Genomic DNA, 16,890 nt, shown 5'->3' on the forward strand with positions numbered 1-16,890 from the left:
AGCCGAGGGGCGGCGCTAGCCCCGTCGCCTCTTCCGTGGCTCGCGGCGCTGCCCGGCAGGCCCGCTCCGCGCCACCGACTCTTCCCCGCCTGCCACGACCTCCCGCACGCTGTCGCGCAACCAGCGGTGAGCGGGGTCTGCGTCCAGCCTCGGGTGCCACACCAACGAGACGGTGATCTCCGGCGCAGCGAAGGGCAGCGCGAAGCTGAACAGGCCATCGCGCAGGCTCCTTGTGTGGTGCTCCGGAACGGTGGCGATCAGATCGGTCGCGCGCGCCAGGGCGATCGCAGTGGCAAACCCGCCGACGATGGTCACCACCTCGCGCGCCAGACCGAGCGCGGCCAGGTTCTCGTCGATGCGCCCCTTGGCCACGCCGCGCCGTGAGAACACGACGTGGCGTCCAGCGGCGTAGCTCGCGGGCGTGATCTTCGCGCGGCTGAGGGGATGGTCGCTGCGCACGACGCCGATGAAGCGGTCGCGGAACAGCGCCTGGGTGCGCAGCTCTGGGCTTGTGTCTTCGTCGACGACGCCCGTCTCTAGGTCGACGGCGCCAGAGCGCAGCGGCGCGCTGTCCTTGTCGGGCTTGGCCACGAAGCGCAGCCGGACGCCTGGCGCCTGGGCGCCGGTGCGCTCGATCAGGGCTGGACCGAAGCTCTCGACGAAGCCCTCGCTGGTGCGCAGCGTGAAGGTGCGCGCCAGGCGCTTCAGGTCGAGCTTCTCGGCAGGGCGCAGGACGGCCTCGACGCCCTGCACAAGGTGGCTCACGCGCTCGCGCAGCTCGAGCGCGCGCGGGGTCGGCACCAGGCCGCGTCCAGCGCGCACCAGCAGCGGGTCGCCCAGGGTCTCCCGCAGGCGCGCGAGCGCCCGACTCATCGCCGAGGGGCTCAGGCGCAGGCGTCGGGCCGCGCCGGTGACGCTGCCTTCCGTGAGCAGCACGTCGAGCGTCACGAGCAGGTTCAGGTCGGGCAGCGCCATGCCACCAGGCTAGCAGAGGTCTGGGTGAACCATGGCGTCAAACGCAAAGGTAGATTGCATCCGTTGCGCGTTCCGCAATCCGTGCCGGGGTCCTAGCTTGGACGTCGAAGCGCGGATCACGTCGATTCGAGCCGAGCCGGAGGCCACCCATGACCGAGAACGCCCTTGAACTGTTCATCCATCGCACCCGCGCCAGCTGGGGACCGCTCAGCAGCGATCTGGTCGCCAGCTGTCGCCATCACCTGGAACAGCTGGCGAAGGCGCGCGCCTCCGAGCCCTGGCTCGCGGCGCTGCACGAGGAGGCGCCCGCGTCCAGGGAGCTCTACCGGGATGCGAAGCACGGCTTCGTGCTGCAGGCCCACACCGAGCAGGCCGGGCTCTACCGCCCGCCGCACGACCACGGTCGCAGCTGGGTGATCTACGCCCTTCAGCGCGGAGAGATCGCGATGTCGACCTACGCTCGCGTCGAGACCGGAGCCGGCGTCCAGCTGGTCAAGCGTGACGAGACGCTGTTGCGCGCCGGGCAGGCGCAGCTGTTCTTGCCGGGGGACATCCACGACACGCGCTGCGTTTCCGGCCCGGCGCTGCTGTTCCGTTTCACCGAGCGCGATCTCAAACAGGAAGATCAGGTCGCGCGGCGCGTCACCCGCTATGTCGAGCGCAACGGCGTCTGGACGGTGGGAACATGATGGCGCTGCGCACCTCGATCGCGGGCGCGCCCCTGCCGAGCGAGGCGCCCGATCAGGCGGCTTCCAGTGTGCGCGGCCCGGCGCGCACGGAGGCGATTGCGTGCGTGCTCGCGGCCATGGTGCTCGTGGTGCTCTCCGCAGGAATCGCCAACGTGGCGCTGCCCGTGCTCGCGCACGCATTCCAGGTGACGCCCGCCGTTTCGGTGCGCGTCGTCAGCGCCTACCAGCTCGGGCTGGTGATGGCGCTGTTGCCGTGCGCCGCGCTGGGCGAGCGCCTGGGCTATCGCGCCGTGTTCACGGCAGGCGTCGGGCTGTTCACGGGCGCGTCGTTGCTGTGTGCGCTGGCACCATCGCTCCACTGGCTGGTCGCTGCGCGCTTTCTGCAGGGGCTCGGGGGCGCCGCCGTGATGGCGCTCGGGGTGGCGCTGCTGCGCTTCGTGGTTCCGCAGGCGCAGCTGGCGGCCGCCATCGGCTGGAACGCGCTCGCCGTGGCGCTGTCCTCTGCCGCAGCGCCCACGGTCGGCGCCGTGCTGCTCTCCAGCGCGAGCTGGCCCTGGCTGTTCGCCGTCAATCTTCCGCTCGGCGTGGCGGTGCTTCTCGCCACGCGCGGCCTCCCCGACGTCCCCGGCGCGGCGCGAGCGCTGGACGCGACGAGCATGGCGCTGAACGCGGGGGCCTTCGGCGCGCTGATCGCAGGCGCGGAGCAGCTGCCGGTAAAGCCAGCGCTCGGGGTCGGCTTGCTTGCCGCGTCCGTGCTGAGCGCGGCGCTGTTGCTCCGCCGCGAGCTGCCGAAGGAGGCGCCCCTGGTGCCGCTCGATCTGCTGCGCAGCCGATCATTTCGCATCTCCGTGATCGCGTCGGTCGCGTGCTTCGCGGGACAGGCCTCGGCGCTCGTCGCGCTGCCCTTCTATCTGCGGCACGGCTTCGGCCAAGAGGCACTGACCACCGGGCTGCTGATCACGCCCTGGCCGCTGAGCGTGGCCATCGTGGCGCCCATCGCGGGCCGCCTCGCCAACCGCATCTCCACGGGCTGGCTGTGCGCGACGGGCGCGGTGTGTCTCGCGCTGGGGCTCGCTGCGCTCGCGCTGATGCCGGCGCACGGCAGCGCGCTGGCGCTGGTGCCGTTCGTGGCGCTCTGCGGCGCCGGCTTTGGCCTGTTCCAGGTGCCGAACAACCGCAACATGTTCCTCGCGGCGCCGCGCGCGCGGAGCGCCGCCGCGGGCGGCATGCAGGGCACCGCGCGGCTGGCCGGCCAGACGGCGGGCGCTGTCGTCATGACCTTGCTCTTCACGCTCACGCCGCTCGACGCCGCGCCGCGCATCGGCCTCGGCATCGGCGCCCTGCTGACGCTGGGCGCCGGGACCGTCAGCACGCTGCGCGCTGGCTCGCACCGCGGCCATGACGGTGGGGGGATGGGCAGATGAACAGCGCTCGAGCAGAGAGCGCCGCGGGCGAGAAGGAGCGCGCGACGAGGGCGCTCCGGTCGTGGCGCGCGACGATCCCCCGCGTCCCGTCGACGGTGCCTATGTCGACCGAGCCAGCGCCAGCGCGTCGGGGCCGGCCGGAAAACGGAGCTTCCCCGTCGCGTCGTTCGCGGCGCACCACACGACCTCGGCCACGTCGGACTCCCTCGTCACCGCGGACGGTTGTCCGAGAGAGGCGAAGATGCGCTGTGCGAAAGGCGCGTACGCCTCGGGGATCAGCCCCTGCATGCGGGCCCCCCCGTTGCTCGTGAAGCTCGTGCTCGGGCCATAGCCCGGCTCGACGAGCTTCACGCGCACATTGAACTCCTCGAGCTCGAACGCGAGCGACGCGGTGAACCCTTCGATGGCCACCTTGCTCGCCGTGTACACGGCCACCAGCGGCATGGGCGCCAGCGTCGCGCTCGAGGTCACGTTCACGATCACCCCCGACCTGCGCGCGCGGAGCTGGGGCAGCACGGCCTGCGTCATCGCCATCACGCCGAAGGTGTTGGTCTCGAACACGTCGCGCACCGTGGTCATCGGCGTGACCTCGAAGGCGCCCATGAGCCCGATACCCGCGTTGTTGACGAGCACGTCGATGGGCCCGCTCGCCTCGAGCGCGGCCGCGATGCTCTCGGGCTTCGTCACATCGAGCGCGACCACGCGCAGCCGGTCCGAGCGGCTCAGGACGCCCTCGCGCGGCGTGCGCATGGTCGCGACCACGTTCCAGCCCTGCGCGTGGAAATGGCGCGCCGTCTCGAGGCCATAGCCAGAAGAACAACCCGTGATGAGCACCGTCTTCATCGCATCACCTCCCCGCGAGACTCGCCATGAAATCCAACCGTCGCCTTCATATCGACCCCTCTGCCGCGGCGCGCGCGGCGTTGATGAGGGTAAAGTAGTCGCGGCACGCCGGACGATCTATGATGCACAGTCCGTATTTCGTTTGCTAGAGTCCGGACGTGAGCGACCCTCTCTCCGAAGTCATCGCGCTGCTCCAGCCGCGCGCCGTGTTCTCGAAGGTCATCAGCGGAGCCGGCCGCTGGGGTGTTCGCTACTCGGATTTCGGCCAGCCGAGCTTCTCTGCCGTGCTCGAGGGCAGCTGCCGTCTCGCTGTCGACGGTCAGCGCGCCGTCACGCTGGAGGCAGGTGATTTCGTGCTCCTGCCGGCGACGCCGGGCTTCACGCTGTCGGGCTTCGATCCGGTGCGGCCAGAGCGCATCGACCCCAAGATCGCGCCCGCGCCGACGGGCGAGGTCCGCCACGGCACGCGCGGCGGACGCCCCGACGCGCGGCTGCTCGGCGGCTATTTCGTCTTCGACTCGCCGGACGCGGCCCTCATGGTGTCGCTGCTGCCGGCGCTGGTGCACGTGCGCGGTGTCGAGCGGCTCTCGGTGCTTGTGCGGCTCGTCGGCGAGGAGTCGAACGAGCAGAAGGCGGGTCGCGACCTCGTGCTCACGCGGCTCGTGGAGGTGATGCTCATCGAGGCGCTGCGGTCGACCTCAGGCGACGACGCGCCTCCGGGGCTCCTGCGCGGGCTGGCCGATGCGCGGCTCGCGCCGGCGATACGACACATGCACGGCCAGCTCTCGCGCTCGTGGACGATGGCCGAGCTCGCGAAGACGGCGGCGCTCTCGCGCTCGACGTTCTTCGAGCGCTTCACCCGCACCGTCGGCCTGCCGCCGATGGAATACCTGCTCGCCCTGCGCATGGCCGTCGCGAGGGATCTGCTCCGCCGCCACGACCTCGGGATCGCCGAGGTCGCCGAGCGCGTCGGCTACGGCTCCGCGAGCACCTTCAGCACGGCGTTCAGCCGACACGTAGGCCAGCCTCCGAGTCACTACGCGCGCGCGGGCTAGCCGCTGCTCGAGCCGTCAGCGCCGGGGACGCTTGAATCTCTCGCGCGACCGCTCGACTTCCCCTCGGATGACGCAGCCCTCGACGTGATCGTTCACCAGCCCCATCGCCTGCATGAACGCGTACACCGTCGTGGGGCCGACGAACTTCCAGCCGAGCTTCTTCAGGTCCTTCGAGAGGGCGACCGACTCCGGCGAGGTCGATACGGTCTGCGGGGGCGCGAGCCGCTCCGCCTGGGGCTCGTAGCGCCAGAGGAACGCCGCCAGCGAGCCCTCACGCTCGACGAGCTCTCTGGCGCATCGCGCGTTGTGGATGACGGCCTCGATCTTGCCGCGGTGGCGGATGATCCGCGCGTCTCCGAGGAGCCGCTCGACGTCCCGCCCGGTGAAGCGAGCGACCTTGTCGAAGTCGAAGCCGTGGAACACAGCGCGGAAGCTCTCACGCTTGGCGAGGATGGTGCGCCAGCTCAACCCGGACTGGAAGCCCTCGAGGCTCAGCTTCTCGAACAGGCGGCGGTCGTCGCTGACAGGAAACCCCCACTCGAGATCGTGATAGTCGATGAACTCCGGCGCTGCGCCGGACCAGCGGCAACGCGCTCGGCCGTCGGGCCCCACGATCGTCGCCGTGCTCATGGCGCCTCGCCTCGCAGGAAACCGAGCCGCTCGTCGACTCGAACGATCTGAGGGCGCGTCGTCGGGTTGCTCACAGCGTCGCCTCGCCGGATGGCCGCTGTCGCAGCCGGGGAGAGGCGATCTAGTAGGACGGTTGCCCTGGACCGTCAAGCGTCGCTGCGTCCGCCCTCGCCGTGGGCCCCTTCTGCAACTGGTTCAAGGTGACGGAATCGACGATCGTCGCATGCGTTAATGATAGCGTGCTATGTATCTGGGCGGCGCGAGCTACTCCGCCGAACGGACCAGCCAGTACCAGTGCGATCGGAGAAGGCGCCTGCGGCTCGCCTTGGCGTCGCGCAGCGCGAAGCGAGGCGCGAACGTCGCCTCTACTGCGGCGGCGTCGAGCGGGATGCCGGCCGGCGCCGCGTCCAGCGCCCAGATCAGGTGGGTGCCGCCCGGGGCGAGGAGACGGGAGATCTCCGATACATAGAGGCCCTGCTGGGTCGCGTCGAGGCAATGGAAGCAGCCGACGTCGAACGACACATCGAAGGGGCCGCTGAGGGCGTCCAGGTTCGTCACGTCGCCGACGAGGAAGTCCGGCCGGATCTCGTCCGCGGCCACGCGGGCGCGCGCCTTGGCGATGGCGACCGGGGAGAAATCGACGCCGGTGACGCGGAGCCCCTGCTGGGCGACGTAACGCGAGAAGCGGCCGACGCCGCACCCGAGATCGAGCACGCCGTTCGGCGCTCCTCGGCGCACGAGCGCGGCGATCTCAGGAGGGATCCGAATATCTCCCCACAGGGTGAGGGGGCGGCGATAGGCGCGGTCGAAGTAGGCGCTGGTCGTGGATGGCATGGGGTCTTCCGGGGTTCGGGTTGCTGTTGCCTTCGGAACATCACCCATGTATATCGCATGCTATGAAAGTCAAGGGAGGCCCCGCGTGGGCGCCCGAGTCCGTGCCCACCTTCTGGGTCAACCACGCCTCGCGGTTGATCATGCGCCATTTCGAGGAGCAGCTCCGCCCTCTCGGGTTCGGGATGGCCTACCTCCCGGTGATCATCGCCCTCGAGGAGAACGGTCCTCTCCTGCAAAGGGATCTCCTCGAGCGCGCCCACGTCGAGCAGCCGACGATGGCGGCGCTCCTCGGCCGGATGGAGCGCGACGGGCTGATCGTGCGCGCGCCTGACCCGGTCGACGGCCGCGCACGTCGGGTGTCGCTCACGGCCAGGGCCAAGGCCCGCCTTCCCGCGGTGATGAGCGCGATGCAGCGGGTGGTCGAGCGCGCGATGTCGGGCGTGAGCGAGCGGGAGCGCGCCGCGCTGATGGCGACGTTGCGAAGGGTGGTGGAGAACCTCGACGACCCTGCCGCGGGCTGAAGCGCCAGGCGCCGTCTAGAGGAACAAACGGGTTGAAACTGCCTGAAAAGCGCAGCGTTTTGAACGCCAAGGCGCCATGAGGCGCCAAGGTATTTTGTTGTTCTTATGGCGTCTTATGGCGCCTTGGCGGTTCAGTTCTCGCCTGAGCAACGTGATAGGTATTCTAGTCGCGATCGGTCGGCGCGCCGCCCGGGAAGTAGTGGCGGTAGGGGCGGCCGCCCTCCACAGCGCGATCGACGGACGGGCGCTCACGCAGGCGGCGGTAGTAGGCGCGCAGGTTCGGGCGGTCGTCGAAGGGGTGGACCCAGTCGGCGTAGAACAGCGACGGGGCGGCGGCGCAGTCGGCGAGGGTGAAGGCCTCGCCTGTCGCCCAGGTGCGGCCGGCGAGCTCGCCGTCGAGCCAGGCGTAGACCTTGTCCAGGGTGGCGCGGGCCAGAACCTCCCCGTACTCGTCGCGCGGGTTGGACTGCATGGCGCGGATGCGGTTGTTCACGATCACCTGCATCGTATTCATGACGTAGTTGTCGAAGATGCGGTCGAACTTCCGCACCTGGAGCGCGGCGGCCGGATCGGGCGGGATCAGGCGGGCAGGATCCGGATGAGCCTGGTCGAGCCACTCGACAACGATGCTCGCCTCCCACAGGGTGAGGTCGCCGACCCTGAGCACAGGGAACTTGCCGAGCGGCCAGATCGCCGCCAGCTCCGCGCCGGCCTGCGGATTGGAAGGCTCCAGCACGCGCAGCTCGAAAGGGATGTCCTTTTCGTAGAAGGCGATGAAGGCTTTCTGGGAGTAGGATGAGAAGGGGTGGGCGTAGAGGATCGGCGTCGTCATGGCGGCCTCGCTGATTCGCGTGTCTTCAAGCGGTTCGTGTCTTCTAGCAATCATGATCCGGCGACACCGTCGAGCCTTCCGTCGGAGCGCCCGAGATTGCCGCAAGATCAACCTGAACGATGTTCTGGCCGGGTCTCTTCGCGCCCCTCGCCAGCTCTTCGCCGAGCGCGTCCAGCATCTGGAGCCAGCTCGGGTGCGCGCCTGTCCGGCGAGCGAGCGCCTCGCTCACGTTCTGCTCGAGCCTCACGAGCGTCCGCCCGTTTCGAGCGATGAAGGTGATCGACACGAGCGTCTCCTCCGGCCAGTCCCGATCGTGCCCCTGGCTCTCGGAAGAGACGGGATTCCCGTTCGCGTCAGCGATGCGCATGGTGAACGCGAGCCGCTCCGGCCGCACGACCTCGCGATAGACACCGATGGTCCAGCAATCGCCGAACTGCGGGTTGTGGATGCACGAGTGGAAGCCTCCTCCCGGCCGGATGTCGATCCGCGCGAAGCGGATTGTGCACCCCCGCGGCGCGAACCAGCGCGCGAGCAGGTCGGGGTTCGTCCACGCATCGAACACCACGTCCCGCGGAAAATCGAACGTGCGCTCGATGAGGACCGTGGGCTCATGAGGGACTCGAGGAGATTGCATGATGACGGGATCATCCTTTCTTCGGCGGATGCAGCTTGTGCAGGAGGTCGTCCAGTCGGTCGAACGCGTCCTCCCAGTGTTGCCGGTACTGCTCGACCCAGGTCGCCACCTCGCGCATCGGCGCGGGCTTGAGCTGGCAAACGTGCTGCCGCCCGTCGCGCCGCTTCTCGATCAGGCCCGCTCGTTCCAGGGTTGCCAGGTGCTTGGAGATGGCCTGTTGCGAGATCTGAAACGGCTGCGCCAGCTCGTGCACCGACGCAGGCCCCGTCTTGAGCCGCACGAGGATCGCGCGCCGGGTGGCGTCGCTCAGGGCGGCCAACGTCGTGCTCAGCGAATCCACAACCATATGGTTGTGGATCGATGCCCGGAAGTCAAGCGAAGGGCGAGGTGCAATCATTTGGTTGCACTTCGTGGCGCGGCTCGATATTGTGCATCCAGGAGGTTGCACATGGCATCGACGGACAGGATCGAGAAGCGGGTCACGCTGCGCGCGCCCGTGTCACGCGTGTGGCGGGCGATCGCCGACGCCCGGGAGTTCGGGCGCTGGTTCGGCGTCGAGCTGGTGGGGGAGTTCGCCGCCGGCAAGACGCTCATCGGCATCTTCGACGAGGAGCTCAATGAAGCCGCCATCATCGACTACCAGAAGAGCCGCGGTCTCCGGCCTTCGAAGGTGAAGCTCCCCGAGAAGGGCGCGGTGTTCTGCACGGTGGAGCGCATCGAGCCGGAGCGGTACTTCAGCTTTCGCTGGATCCCGTATGGCATCGACGCCGAGGCCGACCCGGAAAACGAGCCGACGACGCTCGTCGAGTTCCGCCTCGAGAAGGTCGCTGAAGGCACGCTGCTCACCATCGTGGAGTCCGGCTTCGACCGTGTGCCAGCGCATCGACGCGAGCGCGCGTTCCGCATGAACGAGGGGGGATGGGCCGCTCAGGCCGAGAACATCGCGAAGTATGTCGACGGCGTGTGAACACGCGGTCGCTGACGTCTTCTTCGCCCTCGGCGACGGGACGCGGCTGTCGGTGGTGACCAGGCTCGGGGCCGGAGGGGCGCTGTCGGCGACCGCGCTCTCCGACGGAGCGAAGGTGACGCGACAGGCGATCGTGAAGCACCTTCGGGTGCTCGAGGGCGCGGGCCTCGTAACGCACGAGCGGCGCGGGCGCGAGGTCCTCTACGCGCTCGAGCCGCGGCGGATCGAGGAAGCCCGCGTGTTCCTCGACGGGATCTCCGCAGGCTGGGATCGCGCGCTCGAGCGCCTGCGTCGGATGGTCGAGGAGCCTCCGTCGCCTCCGCCGCGGAAACGGGGAGCACCATAAGAGAGCGGCTTGCAGCGCAAGCATTCGGGCGCGGCAGTCGAGCGCCGCCCAGAATCGCAACGCGGACGCCGGCTGTGGCCCCCGAGCCGACCTCGACACCGGGGCGCTTCGCGCGATACTGAGGCATGACCATCGTCGCCCTGACGGTACCCGACGACCTCTGCGCAGCGCTGCAGGTGCCGGCCGAACGGCTAGCGTCCGAGATCGCCTTCGCCGCCGCGATCCGCCTCTACGAGGAAGGCCGGGTGTCGCTGGCCAAGGCCGCCGAAATCGCATGCATGGAGCGCTTTCGCTTCGCCGCCCGGCTCGCGGAGATCGGCATCCCTACCGCGGCGTTCGACCCGGCCGATGTGGATGTTGCCAAGACGGCGGCGAGATGACGCTTCCGGTCGCGGTGATCAGCGATACGGGGCCGCTGAGCTACCTTCACCGACTGGGGCGGATCGAGCTTCTGCAACAGCTCTATCGGCGCTTGCTCGTCCCCCTGCGGTCGTCGCAGAGCTCAACGTAGGGCTTCGCCTGGGCAGGGATCTGCCCGACGTGACCACCCTGGACTGGATCGAGCTGCGATCGCCCCCTGCTCACGCGCTCCAGGGGATCGACGGGCTTGGCGCCGGGGAAACTGAGGGAATAGCGCTCTCGCGGTCGCTCCCGGGGTCGCTGGTCCTTCTGGACGACGGATACGCGCGAACTGTTGCGGCATCCCTGGGCTTGCACATCACCGGAACGGCTGGCGTCCTCGTGATCGCGAAGGAGCGCGGGCTTCTCGACCTGGTCCGTCCGGAGCTGGAGCGCCTGCAAACGTTCGGGTTTCGTCTGGCCACACCCGTCTTTCGTGCGGTGCTGGAGAGAGCGGGAGAGGCGGACTGACGACGGCGCCGGGCAGGCGAACTCCAGTACAGGATGCCGCATCGCCCCGCCGAGATGCTGGGCCAGCGTTGACCATCTTGCGAACGGTTCGTATAGTTCGCCGCGTGCGCCACGTGACCCAGCCGCCCGCGCTCGACGAGGCCGGCCTCGAAAGGGCGCTGGAGCGGCTGCGGCGCACGGTGCGGCAGCGCGGCCTGAAGGGGTCGTCGGTCCGCGACGCCATCGCGCGCGCGGCGCTCCTGCGGCGAGGCCACTTCTCGGTCGACGACCTGCTGAAGGAGCTCCGCGAGAGCGGCGTCGTCGATGCCCACCCCGCCACGGTCTACCGGGTCCTACCGCTCCTGGTTGAAGCGGGGCTCCTCCAGATGACGCTCGTGTCGAAGGGCGACGGCGCGCGGTACGAGCGGGCGTTCGAGCGTGAACATCACGACCATCTGATCTGCATACGCTGCGGCAAGGTCGTGGAGTTCGAGTTCGAGGCGATCGAGGTTCTTCAGCGCGATGTCGCGGAGAGATTCGGCTTCCGCTTGACGGGCCACGTCCACGAGCTGCTCGGGATCTGCACGGACTGCAGCGCTGCGGGCGTCGAGCGCTGACGCGCGAGAGGCGCCCTGCCTGCGCCGCAGCGCGACCCTCACGCGACACCTCGCCTCATGACGTTCATCACCTCGGGCGTCCTCCGCGCGTGGAGCTCTGCGGCGGCCTCTCCGAGCACGGCCCACAGCGCCTCCAGGCTGGAATCGTCGAGCCGGACGGAGACTGGGCCGAGGTGAATCGAGATACCCCCGCAGTCCAGGCACCGCTGGACGTGCGCGACACCGTTGTACGCGAGGGTTTCGTGACGACAGTCCTTCGGGTTTGACAAGTCGACCTCCCGAGCGAGACGGTAACGCGAATGATTCTCATTTTCAATATGATCGCGCAGGAGGCGACTGGCGGATGGCCTCGCGACCGGGGATCCGGCCGTGAAAGAGGGTGTTCGCTGCTCCTTGCTGAATTTTCAGGCTGAATCCGCGCGTCTGGAGCGCGGCGAATCGCCGGCGCTGCGCGCCGCGGCGACGAACTCCTCGACGAAGGGCGACGCCGGTCGGGCGGAGAGCTCCTCCCAGGTGCCGGCCTGCGTCACGCGCCCTGCCTCGAGGACGGCGATGCGATCTCCCAGGAGCCGCGCGTCCGTCGCGTCGTGCGTGACGACGACGGTGGGCAGGGCGAGCGTTCGCAGGTAGTCCGAGAGGAACGCCCGGACCTCGCGGCGCGAGTGGACGTCGAGCGCGGCGAGCGGCTCGTCGAGGAGCAGCGCCCGCGGGCCCACGGAGAGCGCGCGCGCGAGCGCCACGCGCTGCTTCTCGCCTCCGGAGAGCGCCTGCGTCCGCCGGTCGGCGTGCGCGGCGATGCCGAGCTCGTCGAGCATGGCGTCGACGACCTCGGCGTCGGCGGCGCCCCTCCGCCGTGAGGGAGCGCTCCGCACCGCGAACTCGACGTTCTCACGGACGCTGAGGTGCGGGAACAGCGCGTAGTCCTGGGGCACATAGCCGATCCCGCGCTGCTCGACGGGCACGTCGATCCCGGCCGACGTGTCGAGGAGCACGGCATCGCCGACCTCCACGCGCCCTCGCTCCACGGGCAAGACGCCGAGGAGGAGCGAGAGCAAGGTCGTCTTCCCGGCGCCGTTCGGCCCCACCAGGACGAGCGAGCCGTCGCCGGTGTCGAGATCGGCGTCGATGCGCAGGCGCCCGACGCGCGCGGTCACGCGGGCGCGGAGGCGCTCCGCGGCCATCACGGCGCCTCCCCGGGGCGCTCGGTGGAGCGCCGCAGCACGGCCCGCACGAACAGGAGCAGCGTGAACGCCACGACGACGAGGACCATCGACAGCGCCTGCGCGGCGCGCAGCTCCGACTCGAGCGCCGTGTAGATGGCGAGCGGCAGCGTCTGCGTCCGCCCCTCCAGGTTGCCGGCGAACATGAGCGTCGCGCCGAACTCGCCGAGGGAGCGGGCCCAGCTCATCGCGGCCCCCGCGGCGAGCCCAGGGGCCGAGAGCGGCAGCGCCACGCGGAAGAACACCCGGAGCGGCGACGCGCCGAAGGTCCGCGCGACCACGAGGAGCCTCGGGTCGACCCTTCGAAACGCGCTGGTCGCCGCCTGCACGAAGAACGGCGCCGAGACGAACACCTCGGCGACGACGACCGCCGTCGTCGTGAACGAAACGGACCACCCCGCGGGGTAGAGCCACCCGGCGAGGAGCCCGCGGCGGCCGAACGCGAGCAGCAGCGCGACGCCCGCGACCGCGGGCGGGATGACGATGGGCAGCTGCACCACCGCCTCGACCGCGCGCGAGAGCCGCCCGCGCGAGCGCGCGAGCGTCCAGGCGAGCGGCGTCCCCAGGACGACCACGACGGCGAGGCTCGCGGAGGTCGTCAGGAGGCTCAGGCGCAGCGCGGGCCACACGAGGGGGTGGCGGAGCCCCTGCTCGACGTCCCCCGCCGTGGCCATCGCGAACAAGGCCAGGATCGGGACGGCCAGGAAGGCCACGAGGACCGCGCCGACCGCGGCCAGGGCGACCCGCTCCGCGCGGAGGCGCCCGCTCACCGAGGCGCGCCGCTCCCGGAAGGCACGAGGAACCCGGCGCGCCACAGCGCCGTCCGGCCGGCCTCCGAAGTCACGAGGTCGACCCACGCGCGCGCGAGCTCGGGGTGCGCGGCGCCGGACACGACGGCGATCGGGTACTCGGCGATGACGTTGACCTCGGGCGGGATCGCCACGACGACCACGCCGTCCTGCGCCGCCTGCGCGTCCGTCCGGTAGACCACGCCCGCCTGCGCTTCCCCGAGGCGCACCTTGGCGAGCACCTGCCGCACGTTGGGCTCGCGCGAGGCGACCTTGGACTCCACGCGCGCGCGGAAATCCGCGCCCAGGGAGGCCGACGCGCGATCGAGGATCTGCAGCGTGTAACGGCCGATCGGGACCTCGGGCGTGCCGATGACGATGCGCGCCGCGGCGGGGAGGTCGGCGAGACCCCGGATGGTCGCGGCGCTCTCGCTCGCGACGACGAGGACGGGCTCGTTGCGCGCGAAGACGACGGGGCCCGCGGCGCGCTGGGATTTCACGAGCTCGTCCATGTGGCGCTGATCCGCCGAGGCGAACACGTCGGCCGCGGCGCCGTGCTCGAGCTGCGTGCGGAGCTCCTGCGTGCCGGCGAAGTTGAACGTGACATCGACGCCCGGATAAGAGCGCTTGAAGTCCTCTCCCAGCGCGGTGAACACGTCCCGGAGGGAGGAGGCGGCGAAGACGACGAGCTTGTCCTCTCGCTGGGCGGACGCCGGCTCCGAGCGCTCGCAGCCGCCGAGGACGGCGAGGCACGCCGCGAGGAGCAGGAAGGGGAGGGCTCGCAACAGCTGTTGTCGGGGGTACTTCATCCGGGAGACTCCTGGGGTCCGTCGTTCCGTGGCTCGGGTCGCGCCGTCATGCCGCTCGCACCTCGGCGACCCGCTCGCCCGCCTGGCGAGCGTCGTAGGCGAGCGCCGAGAGCTCGCGGCGGAACTCCCCTGAGACGAGGACGTCGAGCAGGCGCTGCACCCTGCCGTCGTCGAGCCTCTCGCGCGGGACCGCGAGGTCGTAACGCTCCTCGGCCAGGGGCACGAAGCCGAGCCCGAACGCCATCGCCGCGTCGCGCGTCGCGACGCCGGTGTCCGCCGCGCCCATCGCCACGGCGCGCGCGACGTCGAGGTGGCCGGCGACCCGCAGCTGCGGCTTGCGGGCGAGCTCGAGCGGCAGCCCGTGGCCGCGCACCTCGCGCTCGAGGAGCCGCTGGGCGCCGGCGCCCGCCTCGCGGCCGGCGAGGCGCAGGCCGGGGAGGCCGAGGTCGGCCGCGCCGCGGATGCGATCCGCGTCCTCGCGGCGAACGATGAGGCCCGCCTCCCAGCGCGCCAGCGTGATGAGGACGATCGGCTCGGCGTGCCCGAGCCGGCGGACGTCGGCGACGTTCGCCTCGCCGGTGCGCGCGTCGACGAGGTGCACGCCCGCGACGTGGGTCCGCTGCCGGGCCAGCGCCTGGAGGGCCGCGGTGCTCGAGCGGGGGAACCAGAGGAACCGCCCCGGCCCGGGCCTCGTGTTGAGGCGGTCGGCGAGCAGCCCGAGGCCGGCCGCGCAGCCCATCACGACGACGTTCTCCTCGACCTCGGCGAGCGCCCGGAGGGGCTCGACGACGGCCCTCCCGCGCCGCTCGCCGGTCACGATGCCGTCCGCGGCCATCCGCACCGCGTCCTTCTCGAGCGGGTAGGAGACCCAGCGGTCCGCGATGCGCGCGACCGCAGCGCGGCCCAGCGCCGCCGGAGCGTCGGTCTCGGTCGCGAGATCCGCCGCCGCGCTCGGCTCCCCGAAGAGGTCCTCGACCGAGCAGTCGAGGGCGCTCGCGAGGCGCAGCGCGACGTCGACCGCCGGGGTCGTGCGGCCCGCCTCGATGGCGCCCACGCTCTGCCTCGTGAGGCGGGCGCGCTCGGCGAGCGCCACCTGGGACAGCCCGCGCGCCTCGCGCCGCTCGCGAACCCGGTTCGCCGCTCGGTCCGTCATGACGCACACTCTTTACACCGAGGAACGCTTGCTTGTCATCCGCTGGCGGCCTCGAGGCGCTCCTCGTCCCCTGACAGGTCGAGCTCTTACAGGTCGAGCCGCCCTGCTCGTCGCGTGTCGTCCTGCCACGCTCCTGCTCGCCGCCGGAGCGCGTCCTGCCGGCCTGTGTGGCGCCGGGGCGCCTTGCTCTTCGTGCAACGCGGCCTAGCCTTCGCGGAGTGGCTCAGCCCCACGGATCCGCCGACGCCCGTCGAGAGGACGGAACTTCGGTCATGCCGACGCGGACGAGCTTCGAGGCCACGGCGAGGATGGGCTACGCCATCCTCACCCTGCTCCTGGCGCTCGGCATGGCGTTCTCGGTGCGGCGCTTCTCGTCCGTGGCCGAGGCTCAGATCGATCGGCTACGCGCCAAAGAGCACGAGATCACGCTCGTGGAGCGGCTCGGGTGGAGCAGCGAGCTCATCGTGTCCGAGGGCAGGGGCTACCTCATCTCCGGCGATCCCGAGCTCCTCGAGCAGGCGAAGATCGCCAGGGCGCGCTTCGACGAGCACGTCAGAGCGCTCCGCGACCATGCGCTCAGCCCGACCGGTCTCCAGCGGGTGGCCGAGGTCGAGCAGGCGGCCAGGCGCCTCGTCCGGATGCAGGGAGAGCTGCTCGCCGCCCGGCAGCGGACCGAGGACGCGCGCGAGCTCGTGCGTCGGTTCGATGAGGAGCTGAGGCCGCTCCACCGCGATCTCGAGGGCTCCCTCGCCCGCCTCGTCGACCACAAGCAAGCCCTCCTCAAGCAGCTTTACGATGACGCGAAGGTGGAGCGAGTCCGGCTGGAGGTGTGGCTCGATGGCCTGCTGGGCTTGCTGGTCGTGGCCGGCCTGGGGATCGCCTGGTACTTCACGAAGCTCCTCGGCGGCCCGTACCACAAGGCGCGGGAGGCGCGCGACGCCGCGCGCCTGGCGCTGGCGGCCCGCGACGAGCTCATGGGCATCGTGGCCCACGATCTGCGCAACCCGCTCGGCGCCATCGCGCTGAAGGCCGCGCTGCTGCGGAGGGGAGCCGACTCCGAGCGGACACGGCAGCAAGCGGAGTCGATCGAGCACGTCTCCCTGCGGATGGAGCACCTCATCAGGACCATGCTCGACGTGACGACGATGCAGGCCTCCACGTTCTCGGTGACGCCGAAGCCGTGCGCGGTGGAGGACCTCCTGCACGAGACCATGGAGATGTTCGGGCCGCTCTCCGAGTCGAAGCAGGTCCGGTTCGAGCAGTCCCTGAAGGAGCCCGGGCTCGTGATCCGCGCGGAGTGGGAGCGCGTGCTCCAGGTGCTGTCGAACCTCGTCGGGAACGCGCTGAAATTCACGCCCCAGAGCGGCCAGGTGACCCTCTCGGTGGACCGGGACGGGGCGATGGCCCGCTTCGCGGTCCTCGACTCGGGACCAGGGATCCCCTCCCAGAACCTCACGAGCATCTTCGAGCGGTTCTGGAAGGACGAGACGCCCGGGAAGAAGGGCACCGGCCTCGGGCTCTACATCGCCAAGGGGATCGTCGACGCGCACGGCGGCCGCATCTGGGTGGAGAGCGAGGTCGGGCAGGGCGCCCGGTTCTACTTCACGCTCCCGATCGCCGAGGCGGCGGGACACGAGGCGCCCGCGGCGGCAGAGGCGCCGGCGCCGCCAGCGAAAGGCGACGACCGCCCGCGCGGGTGAGACG

At 70.6% G+C, this 16,890-nt stretch carries 22 protein-coding genes; 10 read left to right on the plus strand and 12 right to left on the minus strand.

The window, feature by feature from the left end; translation table 11 throughout:
* Positions 1-15: 15 nt before the first annotated feature.
* Positions 16-975, minus strand: coding sequence for a LysR family transcriptional regulator (locus tag WMF19_RS06395; RefSeq protein ID WP_437898239.1), 960 nt, complete (start codon positions 973-975; stop codon positions 16-18).
* A 149-nt stretch (positions 976-1,124) separates the two neighbouring features.
* Between WMF19_RS06395 and WMF19_RS06400 the strand changes: the two genes are divergently transcribed.
* Together WMF19_RS06400 and WMF19_RS06405 are read left to right on the plus strand one after the other, a co-directional pair.
* Positions 1,125-1,664 (plus strand): hypothetical protein, encoded by a 540-nt coding sequence (locus tag WMF19_RS06400; RefSeq protein WP_437898240.1) that lies wholly within the window; start codon positions 1,125-1,127, stop codon positions 1,662-1,664.
* Entirely contained in the window at positions 1,661-3,088 is a 1,428-nt protein-coding gene (locus tag WMF19_RS06405; RefSeq protein ID WP_437898241.1) for an MFS transporter, read from the plus strand. Before WMF19_RS06400 ends, WMF19_RS06405 begins: the two co-directional genes overlap by 4 nt.
* Before the next feature lie 99 nt (positions 3,089-3,187).
* Here WMF19_RS06405 and WMF19_RS06410 read toward each other — a convergent pair whose 3' ends face one another.
* Entirely contained in the window at positions 3,188-3,931 is a 744-nt protein-coding gene (locus WMF19_RS06410; RefSeq protein ID WP_437327913.1) for an SDR family oxidoreductase, read from the minus strand.
* Positions 3,932-4,089: 158 nt separating this feature from the next.
* Between WMF19_RS06410 and WMF19_RS06415 the strand changes: the two genes are divergently transcribed.
* Positions 4,090-4,986, plus strand: coding sequence for a cupin domain-containing protein (locus tag WMF19_RS06415; RefSeq protein ID WP_437898242.1), 897 nt, complete (start codon positions 4,090-4,092; stop codon positions 4,984-4,986).
* 15 nt (positions 4,987-5,001) lie between these two features.
* Here WMF19_RS06415 and WMF19_RS06420 read toward each other — a convergent pair whose 3' ends face one another.
* Together WMF19_RS06420 and WMF19_RS06425 are read right to left on the minus strand one after the other, a co-directional pair.
* Positions 5,002-5,616: a DNA-3-methyladenine glycosylase I gene (locus tag WMF19_RS06420; RefSeq protein ID WP_437898243.1), complete on the minus strand. Its 615-nt coding sequence runs from the start codon at positions 5,614-5,616 to the stop codon at positions 5,002-5,004.
* A 264-nt stretch (positions 5,617-5,880) separates the two neighbouring features.
* Positions 5,881-6,450, minus strand: coding sequence for a class I SAM-dependent methyltransferase (locus tag WMF19_RS06425; protein WP_437898244.1), 570 nt, complete (start codon positions 6,448-6,450; stop codon positions 5,881-5,883).
* A gap of 62 nt (positions 6,451-6,512) precedes the next feature.
* Here WMF19_RS06425 and WMF19_RS06430 point away from each other — a divergent pair, with 62 nt between their 5' ends.
* Complete coding sequence (locus WMF19_RS06430) at positions 6,513-6,971, plus strand: MarR family winged helix-turn-helix transcriptional regulator (RefSeq protein ID WP_437898245.1); 459 nt, start codon at positions 6,513-6,515, stop codon at positions 6,969-6,971.
* Between the two features lie 163 nt (positions 6,972-7,134).
* Here the strand turns inward: WMF19_RS06430 and WMF19_RS06435 are convergent, their stop codons facing one another.
* The 3 genes from WMF19_RS06435 to WMF19_RS06445 are packed head-to-tail and all read right to left on the minus strand — an operon-like array spanning position 7,135 to position 8,777.
* The gene (locus tag WMF19_RS06435; RefSeq protein WP_437898246.1) at positions 7,135-7,803 is read right to left on the minus strand and encodes a glutathione S-transferase family protein; all 669 of its coding nucleotides are present in this window, start codon (positions 7,801-7,803) and stop codon (positions 7,135-7,137) included.
* 43 nt (positions 7,804-7,846) lie between these two features.
* Entirely contained in the window at positions 7,847-8,437 is a 591-nt protein-coding gene (locus WMF19_RS06440; RefSeq protein ID WP_437898247.1) for an SRPBCC family protein, read from the minus strand.
* A 10-nt stretch (positions 8,438-8,447) separates the two neighbouring features.
* Positions 8,448-8,777, minus strand: coding sequence for an ArsR/SmtB family transcription factor (locus tag WMF19_RS06445; RefSeq protein WP_437901601.1), 330 nt, complete (start codon positions 8,775-8,777; stop codon positions 8,448-8,450).
* A 108-nt stretch (positions 8,778-8,885) separates the two neighbouring features.
* Here WMF19_RS06445 and WMF19_RS06450 point away from each other — a divergent pair, with 108 nt between their 5' ends.
* The 5 genes from WMF19_RS06450 (at position 8,886) to WMF19_RS06470 (ending at position 11,216) form a co-directional block, all read left to right on the plus strand.
* On the plus strand, positions 8,886-9,404 hold the full coding sequence (locus tag WMF19_RS06450) for an SRPBCC family protein (protein WP_437898248.1): 519 nt from the start codon (positions 8,886-8,888) through the stop codon (positions 9,402-9,404).
* Complete coding sequence (locus WMF19_RS06455) at positions 9,388-9,750, plus strand: ArsR/SmtB family transcription factor (RefSeq protein ID WP_437898249.1); 363 nt, start codon at positions 9,388-9,390, stop codon at positions 9,748-9,750. The genes WMF19_RS06450 and WMF19_RS06455 overlap by 17 nt, the downstream gene beginning before the upstream one ends.
* A gap of 125 nt (positions 9,751-9,875) precedes the next feature.
* On the plus strand, positions 9,876-10,130 hold the full coding sequence (locus tag WMF19_RS06460; RefSeq protein ID WP_437898250.1) for a UPF0175 family protein: 255 nt from the start codon (positions 9,876-9,878) through the stop codon (positions 10,128-10,130).
* Positions 10,131-10,290: 160 nt separating this feature from the next.
* Complete coding sequence (locus WMF19_RS06465; protein ID WP_437898251.1) at positions 10,291-10,620, plus strand: DUF3368 domain-containing protein; 330 nt, start codon at positions 10,291-10,293, stop codon at positions 10,618-10,620.
* A gap of 104 nt (positions 10,621-10,724) precedes the next feature.
* Positions 10,725-11,216 carry a Fur family transcriptional regulator gene (locus WMF19_RS06470; protein ID WP_437898252.1) on the plus strand — a complete coding sequence of 164 codons (492 nt, stop codon included), beginning with the start codon at positions 10,725-10,727 and terminating at the stop codon, positions 11,214-11,216.
* Positions 11,217-11,254: 38 nt separating this feature from the next.
* On the opposite strand, the gene WMF19_RS06475 is transcribed toward WMF19_RS06470, so the two are convergent.
* The 5 genes from WMF19_RS06475 to WMF19_RS06495 form a co-directional block, all read right to left on the minus strand.
* Positions 11,255-11,485 (minus strand): hypothetical protein, encoded by a 231-nt coding sequence (locus WMF19_RS06475; RefSeq protein WP_437898253.1) that lies wholly within the window; start codon positions 11,483-11,485, stop codon positions 11,255-11,257.
* 135 nt (positions 11,486-11,620) lie between these two features.
* Positions 11,621-12,397, minus strand: a complete 777-nt coding sequence (locus WMF19_RS06480) for an ABC transporter ATP-binding protein (protein ID WP_437898254.1) — start codon at positions 12,395-12,397, stop codon at positions 11,621-11,623.
* On the minus strand, positions 12,397-13,206 hold the full coding sequence (locus WMF19_RS06485) for an ABC transporter permease (protein WP_437898255.1): 810 nt from the start codon (positions 13,204-13,206) through the stop codon (positions 12,397-12,399). Before WMF19_RS06485 ends, WMF19_RS06480 begins: the two co-directional genes overlap by 1 nt.
* Complete coding sequence (gene modA / locus WMF19_RS06490; RefSeq protein WP_437898256.1) at positions 13,203-14,033, minus strand: molybdate ABC transporter substrate-binding protein; 831 nt, start codon at positions 14,031-14,033, stop codon at positions 13,203-13,205. Before modA ends, WMF19_RS06485 begins: the two co-directional genes overlap by 4 nt.
* Before the next feature lie 46 nt (positions 14,034-14,079).
* The gene (locus WMF19_RS06495; RefSeq protein WP_437898257.1) at positions 14,080-15,186 is read right to left on the minus strand and encodes a substrate-binding domain-containing protein; all 1,107 of its coding nucleotides are present in this window, start codon (positions 15,184-15,186) and stop codon (positions 14,080-14,082) included.
* Between the two features lie 272 nt (positions 15,187-15,458).
* Between WMF19_RS06495 and WMF19_RS06500 the strand changes: the two genes are divergently transcribed.
* Positions 15,459-16,886, plus strand: coding sequence for a sensor histidine kinase (locus WMF19_RS06500; RefSeq protein WP_437898258.1), 1,428 nt, complete (start codon positions 15,459-15,461; stop codon positions 16,884-16,886).
* The last annotated feature ends 4 nt before the right edge of the window (positions 16,887-16,890 follow it).

The organism is Sorangium sp. So ce124 (genome assembly GCF_051525235.1).
GTDB classification, from domain to species: Bacteria; Myxococcota_A; Polyangia; order Polyangiales; family Polyangiaceae; genus Sorangium; species Sorangium atrum.